Here is a 13,746-nt window from a genome sequence, read left to right on the forward strand (position 1 = left end):
GTAAGAGAAGATGCCTCGCAGTCTTAAGAAGGGCCCCTTCGTCGACGATCACCTGCTTCGCAAGGTGGTCGTGCAGAACGAAGCCGGCACCAAGAACGTCATCAAGACCTGGTCTCGCCGGTCCATGATCATCCCGGCCATGCTGGGTCACACGATCGCGGTCCACGACGGTCGCAAGCACATCCCCGTGTTTGTGTCCGAGACCATGGTCGGCCACAAACTGGGCGAGTTCGCGCCCACCCGCACCTTCCGCGGCCACGAGAAGGACGACAAGAAGGGCCGCCGCCGCTGACGCGGTGGCGATAGAGGAGAGAGAAATGGTGGAGTCCATCGCACGCGTGCGACACATCCGCGTGACCCCTCAGAAGGCTCGTCGTGTCGTCGCGCTCATCAAGGGCAAGCAGGCCCAGGAGGCTCTGGCGATCCTGAAGTTCGCACAGCAGAGCGCCAGTGAGCCGATCTACAAGCTTGTCGCGTCGGCCATGGCCAACGCACAGGTCAAGGCGGATCGTGACGGCGAGTACCTCGACGAGCAGGACCTGTACGTGGCTAACGCCTACGTAGACGAGGGGACGACGCTCAAGCGTTTCCAGCCTCGTGCACAGGGTCGCGCTTTCCAGATCAAGAAGCGCACGAGCCACATCACGGTCGTGCTCTCGACGCCTGAGGCGGCTCCGGCCGCTGCAAGCGACAGCAACAAGAAGGCGAGCAAGTAATGGGACAGAAAGTAAACCCGTACGGCTTCCGCCTCGGCATCACCACGGACCACGTGTCGCGTTGGTTCTCGGACTCGACGAAGCCGGGTCAGCGTTACGCCGACTACGTCGCCGAGGACATCAAGATCCGCAACCTGCTGAAGACGCAGCTCGACCGCGCCGGTGTCTCGAACATCGAGATCGAGCGCACCCGTGACCGCGTCCGCGTCGACATCCACACCGCCCGCCCGGGCATCGTGATCGGTCGTCGTGGCGCCGAGGCCGAGCGCATCCGCGGCGACCTCGAGAAGCTCTCGGGCAAGCAGATCCAGCTGAACATCCTCGAGGTCAAGAACCCCGAGGCTGACGCTCAGCTCGTCGCACAGGGCATCGCCGAGCAGCTGTCTGCTCGCGTGGCGTTCCGTCGTGCGATGCGCAAGGGTCTCCAGGGCGCGCAGCGCGCTGGCGCCAAGGGCATCCGCATCCAGGTCTCCGGCCGCCTCGGCGGCGCCGAGATGAGCCGCTCGGAGTTCTACCGCGAGGGTCGTGTGCCGCTGCACACGCTGCGCGCGAACATCGACTACGGCTTCTACGAGGCGAAGACCACCTTCGGCCGCATCGGCGTGAAGGTCTGGATCTACAAGGGTGACCTGACCAACAAGGAGCTTGCTCGCGAGCAGGCCAACGCCCCGAAGTCCCGTCGTGACGACCGTGGTGGCGACCGCCGCCGCGCGCCGCGCAACGAGGCCCCTGTCGCAGAAGGAGCGTCTGCCTGATGCTTATTCCCCGCAAGGTCAAGTACCGCAAGCAGCATCACCCCAAGCGTGATGGCCAGGCCACCGGTGGCACGAAGGTCTCCTTCGGCGACTTCGGCATCCAGGCCCTCACGCCCGCTTACGTGACCAACCGTCAGATCGAGTCCGCTCGTATCGCGATGACGCGTCACATCAAGCGTGGTGGAAAGGTGTGGATCAACATCTACCCCGACCGCCCCCTCACCAAGAAGCCTGCCGAGACCCGCATGGGTTCCGGTAAGGGTTCCCCCGAGTGGTGGGTCGCCAACGTCAAGCCGGGTCGCGTCCTCTTCGAGGTCGCAGGCGTCAATGAGGAGCTCGCTCGCGAGGCCCTCACCCGAGCAATCCACAAGCTGCCGCTGAAGGCACGCATCATCAAGCGCGAGGAGGGCGACGCGTAATGGCGATCGGCACCAAGGAGCTCGCTCCGGCAGAGCTCGACACGTTCGAAGACCAGCGCCTCGTTGAGGAGCTGCGTAAGGCCAAGGAGGAGCTGTTCAACCTCCGTTTCCAGTCGGCCACCGGCCAGCTGGAGAGCCACGGCCGCATCCGCGCCGTCAAGCGCGACATCGCGCGCCTGTACACCGTGATCCGCGAACGCGAGCTGGGCATCCGTGCGACGCCCGCTCCGGTCGAGGCTCCGGCCAAGAAGGCGACCAAGTCGAAGGCGAAGAAGGCGGACTCCGCTGACGACGCCGTGAAGGAAGAGGCTGAGTGATGGCCACCAAGAAGGAAGCTGCCGTCGAGGCTGAGCACGCAGAGCACGATGTTCGCGATGCGGATGCCCGTGGGTACCGCAAGTCGCGTCGTGGCTACGTCATCAGCGACAAGATGGACAAGACCATCGTGGTCGAGGTCGAGGACCGCGTGAAGCACCCGCTTTACGGCAAGGTCATCCGCCGCACCTCGAAGGTCAAGGCGCACGATGAGGCGAACTCCGCCGGCATCGGCGACCTCGTCCTGATCAACGAGACCCGCCCGCTCAGCGCCACGAAGCGCTGGCGTCTGGTGGAGATTCTGGAGAAGGCCAAGTGATCCAGCAGGAATCCCGCCTCAAGGTCGCCGACAACACCGGCGCGAAGGAACTGCTCACCATCCGTGTGCTCGGCGGCTCGCGCCGTCGTTACGCCGGACTCGGTGACACGATCGTCGCGACCGTCAAGGACGCGATCCCCGGCGGCAACGTCAAGAAGGGCGATGTGGTCAAGGCCGTCATCGTCCGCACGGTCAAGTCCACGCGTCGTCCCGACGGCTCGTACATCAAGTTCGACGAGAACGCCGCCGTGATCCTGAAGAACGACGGGGAGCCCCGCGGCACCCGTATCTTCGGACCGGTCGGTCGCGAGCTTCGTGACAAGAAGTTCATGAAGATCGTCTCGCTGGCGCCGGAGGTTATTTAAGTCATGGCGAAGATCAAGAAGGGTGACCTGGTTCAGGTCATCACCGGAGCCACGCAGGAGCGTGGCGGCGACCGCGGCAAGCAGGGCAAGGTCCTCGAGATCCTGTCCGACAAGAACCGCGTCATCGTCGAAGGCGTGAACTACGTCACCAAGCACACGCGCGTCGGACAGACGCAGCGTGGCACCAAGACGGGCGGCCTCGAGACTGTCGAGGCCTCCATCCACATCTCGAACGTCGCACTCGTCGACCCCTCGACCAAGAAGCCGACCAAGGTCGGCCACCGGGTCGAGGAGCAGACCAAGGACGGCGTCAAGCGCACCGTCCGTGTGCGGTACGCGAAGAAGTCAGGTAAGGACCTCTGATGGCAACCACCGACGCTGCGGTGGCTGGCAAGATCCAGCCCCGCCTGAAGGCGAAGTACAAGGCCGAGATCCAGCAGAAGCTGCAGGATGAGTTCGGCTACACCAACGTGATGCAGATCCCCGGTCTGGTCAAGGTCGTCGTGAACACCGGTGTCGGTGAAGCGGCCCGCGACAGCAAGGTGATCGACGGCGCGATCGACGATCTCACCAAGATCACCGGTCAGAAGCCGCTCGTCACGAAGGCTCGCAAGTCGATCGCGCAGTTCAAGCTGCGCGAGGGCCAGGCCATCGGCGCACACGTCACCCTCCGCGGTGACCGTGCGTGGGAGTTCCTGGACCGTCTCGTCTCGCTCGCTCTGCCCCGTATCCGCGACTTCCGCGGCCTCTCGGGCAAGCAGTTCGACGGAAACGGCAACTACACCTTCGGTCTCCAGGAGCAGAGCGTGTTCCACGAGATCGATCAGGACAAGATCGACCGGGTTCGCGGTTTCGACATCACCGTCGTCACCACCGCGAAGACGGACGACGAAGGTCGCGCGCTTCTTCGTCACCTCGGCTTCCCCTTCCGTACGGAAGACGCCCAGGCGTAAGCGGTTTCGGGCGGGGCGCACAGCGCCCCGCCCGATCCCGTACAATTGAAGATTGCGTGTCATCGCAGGCCGTCTGTCGTGTAACGGCAGCCGGAACCTCATGAACAAAGGAAAACAACAATGACAATGACAGACCCGGTCGCAGATCTGCTGACCCGTCTGCGCAACGCGAATTCGGCGCATCACGACTCCGTGACCCTGCCGTCGAGCAAGCTCAAGACGCACATCGCCGAGATCCTCCAGCAGGAGGGCTACATCGCTGGATGGGAGACGACTGACGCTCGCGTCGGATCGAACCTCACCCTGCAGCTGAAGTACGGCCCCAACCGTGAGCGTTCGATCGCGGGCATCAAGCGCGTGTCGAAGCCCGGCCTCCGCGTCTACGCGAAGTCCACCGAGCTGCCCAGGGTCCTCGGCGGACTCGGCGTGGCCATCCTGTCCACCTCCTCCGGTCTCCTCACTGACCGTCAGGCAGAGCAGAAGGGCGTGGGCGGAGAAGTTCTCGCCTACGTGTGGTAATCGAAAATGTCGCGTATTGGACGACTTCCCATCGACGTTCCCGCGGGCGTGACCATCTCGGTCGACGGCCGTGAGGTCGCGGTGAAGGGCCCCAAGGGTGAGCTCACCCTGACGGTCGCCAAGCCCATCGAGGTCGCGGTCGAGGAGAACCAGGTTCTCGTCACCCGTCCCGACGACGAGCGTGAGTCCCGGTCGCTTCACGGCCTGACCCGCACGCTCATCAACAACAACATCATCGGCGTGACCCAGGGCTACACCAAGGGTCTCGAGGTCGTCGGAACCGGTTACCGTGTCGCTCAGAAGGGCAGCTCGGTCGAGTTCGCCCTCGGCTTCTCGCACCCGGTCCTCATCGACCCGCCCGCCGGTATCACGCTCACGGTCGAGGGCACCAACAAGCTCACCGTCAGTGGTATCGACAAGCAGGCTGTCGGCGAGGCAGCTGCGAACATCCGCAAGATCCGCAAGCCCGAGCCGTACAAGGGCAAGGGCGTGCGTTACGCCGGCGAGGTCGTGCGTCGCAAGGCCGGAAAGAGTGGTAAGTAACCATGGCTCTCAAGTCAAAGTCTGACGCCCGCGCGCGTCGTCATGCCCGCCTTCGCAAGAAGGTCGTCGGCACCGAGGCGCGTCCGCGCCTCGTCGTCAACCGCTCGGCTCGCCACGTCTTCGTGCAGCTTGTCGACGACAGCAAGGGTCACACCGTCGCGTCGGCATCGACGCTCGAGACCGACCTGCGTTCGCTCGAGGGTGACAAGACCGCCAAGGCCCGCAAGGTCGGCGAGCTTCTCGCCGAGCGTGCGAAGTCTGCCGGCGTTTCCGAGGCAGTGTTCGACCGTGGCGGAAACCGCTACGCCGGTCGTGTCGCCGCCATCGCCGACGGCGCCCGCGAAGGGGTCTGGCACTGTGAGTGACAACAAGGAGAACGAAGTGACCGAAGCGGCAGCTGCCACTTCCGAGACTGCCACCGGCACCACGCAGGCAGAGCCGTCTCAGCGCGACAACCGCCGTGGCGGCCGTAGCGACCGCAACCAGGGTGGCCGTGACCGCAACTCCCGTGACCGTGGGGACAACCAGTTCCTCGAGCGCGTGGTCACCATCAACCGCGTCTCGAAGGTCGTGAAGGGTGGTCGTCGCTTCAGCTTCACCGCTCTCGTGGTCGTCGGCGACGGCAACGGTCTGGTGGGCGTCGGCTACGGCAAGGCCCGCGAGGTCCCTCTGGCGATCTCGAAGGGTGTCGAAGAGGCCAAGCGCAACTTCTTCCGCGTTCCGCGCGTCGGCAGCACCATCCCGCACCCCGTGCAGGGTGAGGCCGCAGCAGGCGTCGTCCTGCTTCGTCCGGCCGCTGCCGGTACCGGTGTCATCGCCGGTGGTCCGGTTCGCGCCGTGCTCGAGTGCGCCGGCATCCACGACGTGCTGTCGAAGTCGCTCGGCTCGTCGAACACGATCAACATCGTGCACGCGACGGTGACGGCCCTGAAGATGCTCGAGGAGCCCCGTGCGGTCGCCGCACGTCGTGGCCTCGAGTTCGACCAGGTCGCACCCGCGCGTCTCGTCCGTGCGGAGGCTGACGCCATCGCCGCACAGAAGGTAGGTGCCTGATGGCTGCGCGCCTGAAGGTCACGCAGGTCAAGTCCAAGGTGAGCGAGAAGCAGAACCAGCGTGACACGCTGCGCAGCCTCGGTCTGAAGCGAATCGGTGACAGCACCGTTCGCCCCGACGACGCGCAGACGCGCGGTTACGTCAAGACCGTCGCCCACCTCGTCAAGGTTGAGGAGATCGACTAATGGCTGAGAAGAACGAAGCCGCAGGCGCCGAGAAGGCCCCGAAGAAGGCTGCCGCTCCCAAGGCCGCAGCCGAGAAGAAGCCCGCCGCCAAGAAGGCACCGGCGAAGGCGACCGAGGCCAAGGCCGACGCCGTCAAGAAGCCGGCTGCCAAGAAGGCTGCGCCGAAGAAGGATGCTCCGGCATCCCGCCCCGGCGTGCTGAAGGTGCACCACCTGCGTCCGGTCCCCGGATCCAACACCGCGAAGACCCGTGTCGGTCGCGGTGAGGGCTCCAAGGGTAAGACCGCGGGTCGCGGTACCAAGGGCACGAAGGCTCGCAACACCGTTCGCGTCGGGTTCGAGGGTGGGCAGATGCCTCTGCACATGCGCACCCCGAAGCTGCGCGGGTTCAAGAACCCGTTCCGCGTCGAGTACCAGGTCGTGAACCTGGAGAAGCTCGCGGAGCTGTACCCCACAGGTGGCGACGTCACCATCAGCGACCTGGTCGCCAAGGGTGCCGTTCGCAAGAACGAGAAGGTCAAGGTTCTCGGAGACGGCGACATCGCCGTGAAGCTCACCGTCGCGGTCGACAAGGTCTCGGGTTCCGCCGAGCAGAAGATCGTGGCGGCTGGCGGATCCGTCAAGTAACCACTTCATGAGAGGGGTCGGAGATTCTCCGGCCCCTCTTATGGGTTAGCCTGTTCTTTCAGCCGTCCTTCAGGGATCGGCAACCTTTCAGGAGGACGTCCTTGTTTAGCGCCATCGCGCGGATCTTCCGCACGCCCGACCTGCGTCGGAAGATCGGTTTCACCCTCGCCATCGTCGCCATCTACCGGCTTGGCTCGAATGTGCCTGCTCCGTTCGTGAACTTCCCGAACGTCGAGGAGTGCCTCGCGCTGAACTCCGGGACGGAGGGACTCCTCGGACTCGTCAACCTGTTCTCGGGTGGCGCGCTCCTCCAGCTCTCGATCTTCGCCCTCGGCGTGATGCCGTACATCACTGCGACGATCATCACCCAGCTCCTTCGCGTGGTCATCCCTCACTTCGAGGCTCTGCACAAAGAGGGCCAGGCCGGCCAGGCCCGTCTGACCCAGTACACGCGCTACCTCACCATCGCTCTCGCACTGCTGCAGTCGACTACGCTGGTCACGGTGGCCCGCAGCGGTCAGCTCTTCGGCACCACCGACATCGCCGCGTGCCAGAACCTCCTCACCAACGACGTGTGGTGGGCGCAGCTGCTCATCATCATGGCGATGACCGCCGGCACGGGCCTCATCATGTGGTTCGCGGAGCTCGTCACCGAGCGCGGTATCGGCAACGGCATGTCGCTGCTCATCTTCACCTCGATCGCCGCGACGTTCCCCGGAGCCATGTGGCTCATCTGGGAGAGCAAGGGCTTCGAGGTCTTCCTCCTGGTGCTTCTGGTGGGAATCATCGTCATGGGCCTCGTCGTCTTCGTCGAACAGTCCCAGCGGCGCATCCCGGTGCAGTACGCCAAGCGCATGGTCGGTCGCCGCACCTACGGCGGCACCAACACGTACATTCCGATCAAAGTCAACATGGCCGGTGTGATCCCCGTGATCTTCGCCTCGTCGCTGCTGTACATCCCGGCGCTCATCGCACAGTTCAACACCCCGCAGGACGGCTCCGAGCCGGCAGCGTGGGTCACCTGGATCAGCGCGAACTTCACGACCGGCAACAGCCCGATCTACATGGCCGTGTACTTCCTGCTGATCATCGGCTTCACGTACTTCTACGTCGCGATCACCTTCAACCCGGTCGAGGTCGCAGACAACATGAAGAAGTACGGCGGATTCATCCCCGGCATCCGTGCCGGTCGTCCGACTGCCGAGTACCTCGACTACGTGCTCACGCGCATCACGCTGCCCGGGTCGATCTACCTCGGCCTCATCGCGCTGATCCCGCTCATCGCTCTCGCCACCGTCGGCGCCAACCAGAACTTCCCGTTCGGCGGCGCATCGATCCTCATCATCGTGGGTGTCGGTCTCGAGACGGTCAAGCAGATCGACGCACAGCTGCAGCAGCGACACTACGAAGGGCTCCTCCGATGACTCGATCAGCTCGTCTCCTCATCGTCGGTCCGCAGGGCTCGGGGAAGGGCACGCAGGGCGTCCGCATCGCAGAGTCCTACGGCATCCCGGTCGTCTCGACGGGCGACATCTTCCGCGCGAACATCAAGGAGGGCACGCCGCTCGGCCAGCAGGTCACGGCGATCCTCGACAAGGGCGATCTCGTTCCCGACGAGCTCACCAGCGAGATCGTTCGCGATCGCCTCTCGCAGGATGATGCAGCCAAGGGCTTCCTGCTCGACGGATACCCCCGCAATGCCGCGCAGGTCGAGCACCTCGACGCGTTCCTCGGTGCCCGGGGAGTCCCTCGACGCCGTCATCCTGCTCGACGTCCCGCGCGAAGAGAGCATCGAGCGTCTCAAGCTCCGTGCAGCGGAGCAGGGTCGCTCGGATGACACGGATGAGGCGATCGCACACCGTCTCGACATCTACGAGCACGAGACGGCCCCGATCCTCGAGGTCTACGGCCCCCGTGGGATCGTCGACCGCATCGACGGCGTGGGCTCGCTCGACGAGATCACCGAGCGCGTGTTCGCGGCGCTGACCGCACGCGGTCTGCGCCTCGCGGCCTGATCACCGAACGATGTTCCGCAAGTCGATCTACAAGAGCGCGGCTCAGCTGCGTGCGATGGTGGAGCCCGGTCTCATCACGGCGGCTGCGCTCGACGCCGTGCGGCCGCTGATACGACCCGGTGTCACGACTCTCGAGCTCGACGCCGAAGCGAGCCGTGTGATCCTCGCCCGTGGCGCGGAATCGAACTTCCAGCTCGTTCGCGGATACCGGCACACCACCTGCATCTCGGTGAACGAAGAGGTCGTCCACGGCATCCCGGGTGAGAGGGTCCTTCAGGCAGGCGACATCGTCTCGATCGACTGCGGCGCGCAGTTCCAGGGCTGGAACGGCGACAGCGCCATCACCGTCGTCGTCCCTGATGAGACGCGCCCCGAGCTGGTCGCCCGGCGCGAGGAGCTCTCGCGGGTCACGGAGGGCTCGATGTGGGCGGGGATCGCCGCCATGGCGTCCGCTTCGCACCTCGGTGACATCGGAGCCGCGATCCAGGGTTACATCGAGGCACAGGGCCCGTCAGCCGTCTCCGGCGAGACGTACGGCATTCTGCGCGAGTACGTCGGCCACGGCATCGGACGCAAGATGCACGAGGCGCCCAGCGTCTTCAACTACCGCACGCCCGACCCGGGCGCCGAGGTCAAGCCCGGTCTCGTGCTGGCGATCGAGCCCATGGTCACTGCCGGCAGCGACGAGACCTTCGTCGAGGACGACGACTGGACCGTCTCGACGGTCGACGGCACCGACGGCTCGCACTGGGAGCACAGCGTCGCACTGCACGCGGACGGGATCTGGGTGCTGACCGCGGCAGACGGGGAGCGGCCGGTCTCGCCCCGTTCGGCGTGACGCCGACCCCGATCGCCTGAAGCCGGCGCTGTCGGTCACGACGCGATCGGCGATCCAGCGCTCGATCACAACGTGCGCATAGGTTTCTCCGGGCACAATGGGTGTATGGGTGCGCGTGCGCCCGAGGACTTCAAGCCGGGTCCGCCATCGGCGGACCGCGACAGAAACGGAAAGCAATGGCAGCCGCGAAGAGCAACACCAACTGGTTCGTGATCGGCGTCTCGGCGGCAGTGGTGGTCGTGCTGGCCGTTCTGGCCTTCGTCGTCGTGTTCCTGAACAACCAGGCGACCTCCCCGGGCACGGCCCCGCAGAGCTCGATCGTGAACGAGGAGACCGGCGCCATCTCGTTCGGGTCGGGCGAGGACGAGATCGACACCTACGTCGACTTCATGTGCCCCGTCTGCGGGCAGTTCGAGGACGTCTACGGCGAGCAGCTGCAGGCGGCAGCCGCCGACGACAAGATCACGCTGAACATCCACCCGGTGTCGATCCTCAACCGCTACTCGACGACGGGGAGTACTCCTCGTTGTCGGCCGGCTCGATGTACTGCGTCGCCGCCGAGGCTCCCGACTCGACTCTCGACTACTTCAACCTGCTCTTCGCGAACCAGCCGGAGGAGAACTCGGCCGGTCTCAGCGTCGAGGAGCTGAGCGCGCTCGCCGAGCAGGCCGGGGCGGGCGCCGCGGCTGACTGCATCGCCGACGGCACCTACAACAAGTTCGCCGACTCGCAGACGAAGGCGCACGAGATCACCGGGACCCCGACCGTCGAGGTCAACGGGAACCGCATCGAGAACAGCGAGATCGAGGCGGAGTTCGCCAAGATCCTCGGCTGATCCCGTCTCATCCGATCAACGGGAGTTCCGGCATTCTGCTCAGGTTGCCGGAACTCCCGTTGTCGGATAACATAGATCCTTGGTGCCTTGCGCCTTGATTCGGCGTGTCTGAATCGGCAGAGGTATCGCAATCCAATCACCCACCGCAGATCGACCGGTCTGCAGAAGCGTCAGCGAGGCTATGGCTAAGAAAGACGGTGTCATCGAGATCGAGGGCGTGATCTCCGAGGCTCTGCCCAACGCGATGTTCCGCGTTGAGCTCTCCAACGGACACAAGGTCCTTGCAACGATCTCAGGCAAGATGCGGCAGAACTACATCCGCATCATCCCCGAAGACCGTGTGGTCGTGGAGCTCAGCCCCTACGACCTGACCCGCGGACGAATCGTCTACCGCTACCGCTGATCGGTCGAGAAGTAACACCCCAGGCACTCAGCCTGCCCGGTGAAGACAGCGAATAGGACACATCATGAAGGTCAACCCCAGCGTCAAGCCCATGTGCGATCACTGCAAGGTGATCCGCCGTCACGGCCGCGTCATGGTCATCTGCAAGAGCAACCCGCGCCACAAGCAGCGCCAGGGCTGAGCGCCCGTCGGCGATGCCGACGGACTCTTCGGATCTGACTCACAACTCAATACACACAACGGCAGGATCAGATCCCACGCGAGTGGGGACACCTCGGGGCGGAGGCCCGAGCACCGATCCTGCTCCACACCTCCACAACACTCAGGAGAACCGCATGGCACGTCTTGCCGGCGTTGACATCCCGCGCGATAAGCGCGTGGTGATCGCCCTTACCTACATCTACGGCGTCGGCCGTACCCGCTCGGTCGAGATCCTCAAGGCTACGGAGATCGACGAGAGCATCCGCGTGAAGGACCTCAGCGATGACCAGCTGATCGCCCTCCGCGACTACATCGAAGGCAACTACAAGGTGGAGGGTGACCTGCGCCGCGAGGTCGCCGCAGACATCCGCCGCAAGGTCGAGATCGGCTCCTACGAGGGCATCCGCCACCGTCGTGGCCTCCCGGTCCGTGGTCAGCGCACCAAGACCAACGCCCGTACCCGCAAGGGCCCGAAGCGCACCGTCGCAGGCAAGAAGAAGGCCCGCTAAGCGCGGCCCCAGGGACTAGGAGAACACTTTCATGGCTGCACCCAAGGCCGCCGCGCGCAAGCCGCGCCGCAAGGAAAAGAAGAACATCGCGCTGGGCCACGCCCACATCAAGTCGACGTTCAACAACACGATCGTCTCGATCACCGACCCGTCCGGCGCTGTCATCAGCTGGGCATCGTCGGGTGGCGTGGGCTTCAAGGGCTCGCGCAAGTCGACGCCCTACGCCGCTGGAATGGCTGCCGAGTCGGCCGCCCGCCAGGCGCAGGAGCACGGCGTCAAGAAGGTCGACGTCTTCGTCAAGGGACCGGGCTCGGGTCGCGAGACCGCGATCCGCTCGCTGACGGCCGCCGGCCTCGAGGTCGGCTCGATCCAGGACGTCACGCCGCAGGCGCACAACGGCTGCCGCCCGCCGAAGCGCCGCCGCGTCTGATCCGGCTTGTTGAGCCGCTCGGTCCTTCGGGTCCGAGCGGCTCGACGCCCGCCAGCGCGGGCATCGACTCCCAAAACTCAAGACCTCACCCCACCACATGTCATATAGCGGGCATGTGATCGAAAGGAACACAGAGTGCTTATTGCACAGCGTCCCACACTGACCGAGGAAAAGATCGTCGAGAACCGTAGCCGGTTCATCATCGAGCCTCTGGAGCCCGGCTTCGGATACACGATCGGCAACGCGCTTCGTCGCAGCCTGCTGTCGTCGATCCCCGGCGCCGCGGTCACCAGCGTTCGCATCGACGGCGTGCTGCACGAGTTCAGCACCATCCCCGGCGTGAAGGAGGATGTCACCGAGATCATCCTCAACATCAAGCAGCTCGTGGTCTCGTCGGAGCGCGACGAGCCCATCACCGCTTACCTGCGCAAGACCGGTTCGGGCGAAGTGACCGCCGCTGACATCTCGGCTCCGGCCGGTGTCGAGGTCCAGAACCCCGAGCTCGTCATCGCGACGCTCAACGAGACGGCGAAGTTCGAGCTCGAGCTCACGATCGAGCGTGGCCGCGGCTACGTCTCGGCGACGCAGAACCGCAACGAGTACGCCGAGGCCGGTCAGATCCCGATCGACTCGATCTACTCGCCGGTGCTCAAGGTCAGCTACCGCGTCGACGCCACCCGTGCGGGTGAGCGCACCGACTTCGACAAGCTCGTCCTCGACGTCGAGACCAAGTCCGCCATCAGCCCCCGCGACGCCGTCGCTTCGGCTGCGAAGACGCTCACCGAGCTGTTCGGTCTCGCCCGCGAGCTGAACGTCGAGGCTGAGGGCATCGAGATCGGCCCGGCACCGGTGGAGGCAGTGAACTCCAGCGAGCTGTCGATGCCGATCGAGGACCTCGACCTCTCCGTCCGCTCGTACAACTGCCTGAAGCGTGAGGGCATCAACACTGTTTCCGAGCTCGTCGCCCTGTCGGAGACGCAGCTCATGAACATCCGCAATTTCGGCCAGAAGTCGGTCGACGAGGTGCGCGACAAGCTCATCTCGCTCGGTCTGTCGCTCAAGGATTCGGTGCCCGGTTTCGACGGCGCCCACTTCTACGGCGGCAGCGAAGACGAGTCCTTCTGATACCCGACCTTTCTGACCAGGAGTTAGACGATTATGCCCAAGCCCACTAAGGGTCCCCGCCTCGGAGGCGGCCCCGCACACGAGCGCCTGCTGCTTGCCAACCTCGCGGCGGCTCTGTACACCCACAAGTCGATCAAGACGACCGAGACCAAGGCCAAGCGCCTGCGTCCGCTCGCCGAGCGCCTGATCACCTTCGCCAAGCGCGGAGACCTGCACGCTCGTCGTCGCGTTCTCTCGGTCATCGGCGACAAGAGCGTCGTGCACACGCTCTTCGCCGAGATCGCCCCGCTGGTCGCAGACCGTGAGGGTGGCTACACCCGCATCACGAAGGTCGGCAACCGCAAGGGTGACAACGCCCCCATGGCAGTGATCGAGCTCGTTCTCGAGCCCGTCACCCCCAAGGCGAAGTCCACCAAGAAGGCTGCCAAGGCTGAGAAGCCGGCCGAGGTCGTCGAGGAGGCTCCCGCTGAGGAGGCTCCCGTCGAGGAGGCTCCGGCAGACGAGACCGTCGAGGCCGGCGCCGAGTCGCAGGCCGAGGGCGAAGCAGCCGAGGCTGCCGCCGAGGACGCTGTCGAGAAGAAGTCCGAGTAAGCACCTCGCTCACTCGAAGAAGCCCGCCGCC

At 65.0% G+C, this 13,746-nt stretch carries 25 protein-coding genes and 2 pseudogenes; 26 read left to right on the forward strand and 1 reads right to left on the reverse strand.

Translation table 11 applies throughout. The features are described 5' to 3' along the window. Positions 1 to 10 precede the first annotated feature (10 nt). The 18 genes and pseudogenes from rpsS to map all read left to right on the forward strand — a co-directional run bounded on the left by rpsS (position 11) and on the right by map (position 9,641). Positions 11 to 292, forward strand: a complete 282-nt coding sequence (gene rpsS, locus ACZZ93_RS15635; protein WP_017829205.1) for a 30S ribosomal protein S19 — start codon at positions 11 to 13, stop codon at positions 290 to 292. Between the two features lie 25 nt (positions 293 to 317). Next, entirely contained in the window at positions 318 to 716 is a 399-nt protein-coding gene (rplV, locus tag ACZZ93_RS15640) for a 50S ribosomal protein L22 (protein WP_053097482.1), read from the forward strand. Further along, positions 716 to 1,471: a 30S ribosomal protein S3 gene (rpsC, locus tag ACZZ93_RS15645; protein WP_042538759.1), complete on the forward strand. Its 756-nt coding sequence runs from the start codon at positions 716 to 718 to the stop codon at positions 1,469 to 1,471. Before rplV ends, rpsC begins: the two co-directional genes overlap by 1 nt. Beyond that, positions 1,471 to 1,890 (forward strand): 50S ribosomal protein L16, encoded by a 420-nt coding sequence (rplP, locus tag ACZZ93_RS15650; RefSeq protein WP_053097481.1) that lies wholly within the window; start codon positions 1,471 to 1,473, stop codon positions 1,888 to 1,890. Before rpsC ends, rplP begins: the two co-directional genes overlap by 1 nt. Then, positions 1,890 to 2,207 (forward strand): 50S ribosomal protein L29, encoded by a 318-nt coding sequence (rpmC, locus tag ACZZ93_RS15655; RefSeq protein ID WP_017829202.1) that lies wholly within the window; start codon positions 1,890 to 1,892, stop codon positions 2,205 to 2,207. The genes rplP and rpmC overlap by 1 nt, the downstream gene beginning before the upstream one ends. Then, entirely contained in the window at positions 2,207 to 2,524 is a 318-nt protein-coding gene (gene rpsQ / locus ACZZ93_RS15660; protein ID WP_053097480.1) for a 30S ribosomal protein S17, read from the forward strand. Before rpmC ends, rpsQ begins: the two co-directional genes overlap by 1 nt. Then, positions 2,521 to 2,889: a 50S ribosomal protein L14 gene (rplN, locus tag ACZZ93_RS15665; RefSeq protein ID WP_053097479.1), complete on the forward strand. Its 369-nt coding sequence runs from the start codon at positions 2,521 to 2,523 to the stop codon at positions 2,887 to 2,889. The genes rpsQ and rplN overlap by 4 nt, the downstream gene beginning before the upstream one ends. Before the next feature lie 3 nt (positions 2,890 to 2,892). Further along, on the forward strand, positions 2,893 to 3,252 hold the full coding sequence (rplX, locus tag ACZZ93_RS15670; RefSeq protein WP_045253837.1) for a 50S ribosomal protein L24: 360 nt from the start codon (positions 2,893 to 2,895) through the stop codon (positions 3,250 to 3,252). Continuing rightward, positions 3,252 to 3,842, forward strand: coding sequence for a 50S ribosomal protein L5 (gene rplE, locus ACZZ93_RS15675; protein ID WP_053097478.1), 591 nt, complete (start codon positions 3,252 to 3,254; stop codon positions 3,840 to 3,842). The genes rplX and rplE overlap by 1 nt, the downstream gene beginning before the upstream one ends. A 120-nt stretch (positions 3,843 to 3,962) precedes the next feature. Further along, complete coding sequence (rpsH, locus tag ACZZ93_RS15680) at positions 3,963 to 4,361, forward strand: 30S ribosomal protein S8 (protein WP_045253835.1); 399 nt, start codon at positions 3,963 to 3,965, stop codon at positions 4,359 to 4,361. A gap of 6 nt (positions 4,362 to 4,367) precedes the next feature. Continuing rightward, positions 4,368 to 4,904 carry a 50S ribosomal protein L6 gene (gene rplF, locus ACZZ93_RS15685; protein ID WP_053097477.1) on the forward strand — a complete coding sequence of 179 codons (537 nt, stop codon included), beginning with the start codon at positions 4,368 to 4,370 and terminating at the stop codon, positions 4,902 to 4,904. Positions 4,905 to 4,906: 2 nt separating this feature from the next. Further along, entirely contained in the window at positions 4,907 to 5,269 is a 363-nt protein-coding gene (gene rplR / locus ACZZ93_RS15690; RefSeq protein ID WP_463511537.1) for a 50S ribosomal protein L18, read from the forward strand. Beyond that, the gene (gene rpsE, locus ACZZ93_RS15695) at positions 5,262 to 5,957 is read left to right on the forward strand and encodes a 30S ribosomal protein S5 (protein WP_072591671.1); all 696 of its coding nucleotides are present in this window, start codon (positions 5,262 to 5,264) and stop codon (positions 5,955 to 5,957) included. The genes rplR and rpsE overlap by 8 nt, the downstream gene beginning before the upstream one ends. After that, complete coding sequence (gene rpmD / locus ACZZ93_RS15700) at positions 5,957 to 6,142, forward strand: 50S ribosomal protein L30 (protein WP_042538783.1); 186 nt, start codon at positions 5,957 to 5,959, stop codon at positions 6,140 to 6,142. The genes rpsE and rpmD overlap by 1 nt, the downstream gene beginning before the upstream one ends. Continuing rightward, a complete protein-coding gene (rplO, locus tag ACZZ93_RS15705) occupies positions 6,142 to 6,768 on the forward strand; it encodes a 50S ribosomal protein L15 (protein ID WP_072591670.1) in 627 nt (208 codons plus the stop codon). The genes rpmD and rplO overlap by 1 nt, the downstream gene beginning before the upstream one ends. A gap of 101 nt (positions 6,769 to 6,869) precedes the next feature. Then, positions 6,870 to 8,192 (forward strand): preprotein translocase subunit SecY, encoded by a 1,323-nt coding sequence (gene secY, locus ACZZ93_RS15710; protein WP_053097474.1) that lies wholly within the window; start codon positions 6,870 to 6,872, stop codon positions 8,190 to 8,192. Further along, positions 8,189 to 8,783 (forward strand): annotated as a pseudogene (locus ACZZ93_RS15715) (adenylate kinase). The gene secY and the pseudogene ACZZ93_RS15715 overlap by 4 nt, the downstream one beginning before the upstream one ends. 10 nt (positions 8,784 to 8,793) lie before the next feature. Beyond that, a pseudogene (gene map / locus ACZZ93_RS15720) lies at positions 8,794 to 9,641 on the forward strand (type I methionyl aminopeptidase). Between the two features lie 110 nt (positions 9,642 to 9,751). Here the strand turns inward: map and ACZZ93_RS15725 are convergent. Continuing rightward, positions 9,752 to 9,997 (reverse strand): hypothetical protein, encoded by a 246-nt coding sequence (locus ACZZ93_RS15725; protein WP_463511786.1) that lies wholly within the window; start codon positions 9,995 to 9,997, stop codon positions 9,752 to 9,754. Between the two features lie 13 nt (positions 9,998 to 10,010). On the opposite strand from ACZZ93_RS15725, the gene ACZZ93_RS15730 reads away from it, so the two are divergent. From ACZZ93_RS15730 to rplQ, 8 genes are all read left to right on the forward strand, one after another. After that, positions 10,011 to 10,271, forward strand: coding sequence for a DsbA family protein (locus tag ACZZ93_RS15730; protein ID WP_463511761.1), 261 nt, complete (start codon positions 10,011 to 10,013; stop codon positions 10,269 to 10,271). After that, on the forward strand, positions 10,163 to 10,456 hold the full coding sequence (locus tag ACZZ93_RS15735) for a DsbA family protein (RefSeq protein WP_463511538.1): 294 nt from the start codon (positions 10,163 to 10,165) through the stop codon (positions 10,454 to 10,456). The genes ACZZ93_RS15730 and ACZZ93_RS15735 overlap by 109 nt, the downstream gene beginning before the upstream one ends. Positions 10,457 to 10,637: 181 nt before the next feature. Further along, positions 10,638 to 10,859, forward strand: a complete 222-nt coding sequence (gene infA / locus ACZZ93_RS15740) for a translation initiation factor IF-1 (RefSeq protein ID WP_017201569.1) — start codon at positions 10,638 to 10,640, stop codon at positions 10,857 to 10,859. Positions 10,860 to 10,923: 64 nt separating this feature from the next. Beyond that, positions 10,924 to 11,040 carry a 50S ribosomal protein L36 gene (gene rpmJ, locus ACZZ93_RS15745; protein WP_033106073.1) on the forward strand — a complete coding sequence of 39 codons (117 nt, stop codon included), beginning with the start codon at positions 10,924 to 10,926 and terminating at the stop codon, positions 11,038 to 11,040. A gap of 154 nt (positions 11,041 to 11,194) precedes the next feature. Further along, complete coding sequence (gene rpsM / locus ACZZ93_RS15750) at positions 11,195 to 11,569, forward strand: 30S ribosomal protein S13 (RefSeq protein ID WP_047524098.1); 375 nt, start codon at positions 11,195 to 11,197, stop codon at positions 11,567 to 11,569. 31 nt (positions 11,570 to 11,600) lie between these two features. Further along, positions 11,601 to 11,999 (forward strand): 30S ribosomal protein S11, encoded by a 399-nt coding sequence (gene rpsK, locus ACZZ93_RS15755; RefSeq protein WP_045253826.1) that lies wholly within the window; start codon positions 11,601 to 11,603, stop codon positions 11,997 to 11,999. A gap of 135 nt (positions 12,000 to 12,134) precedes the next feature. Then, entirely contained in the window at positions 12,135 to 13,124 is a 990-nt protein-coding gene (locus ACZZ93_RS15760; protein WP_042538798.1) for a DNA-directed RNA polymerase subunit alpha, read from the forward strand. 33 nt (positions 13,125 to 13,157) lie between these two features. Then, a complete protein-coding gene (gene rplQ, locus ACZZ93_RS15765) occupies positions 13,158 to 13,715 on the forward strand; it encodes a 50S ribosomal protein L17 (protein ID WP_053097470.1) in 558 nt (185 codons plus the stop codon). Positions 13,716 to 13,746: the final 31 nt, after the last annotated feature.

It is taken from the genome of Microbacterium sp. AC026 (genome assembly GCF_979258475.1).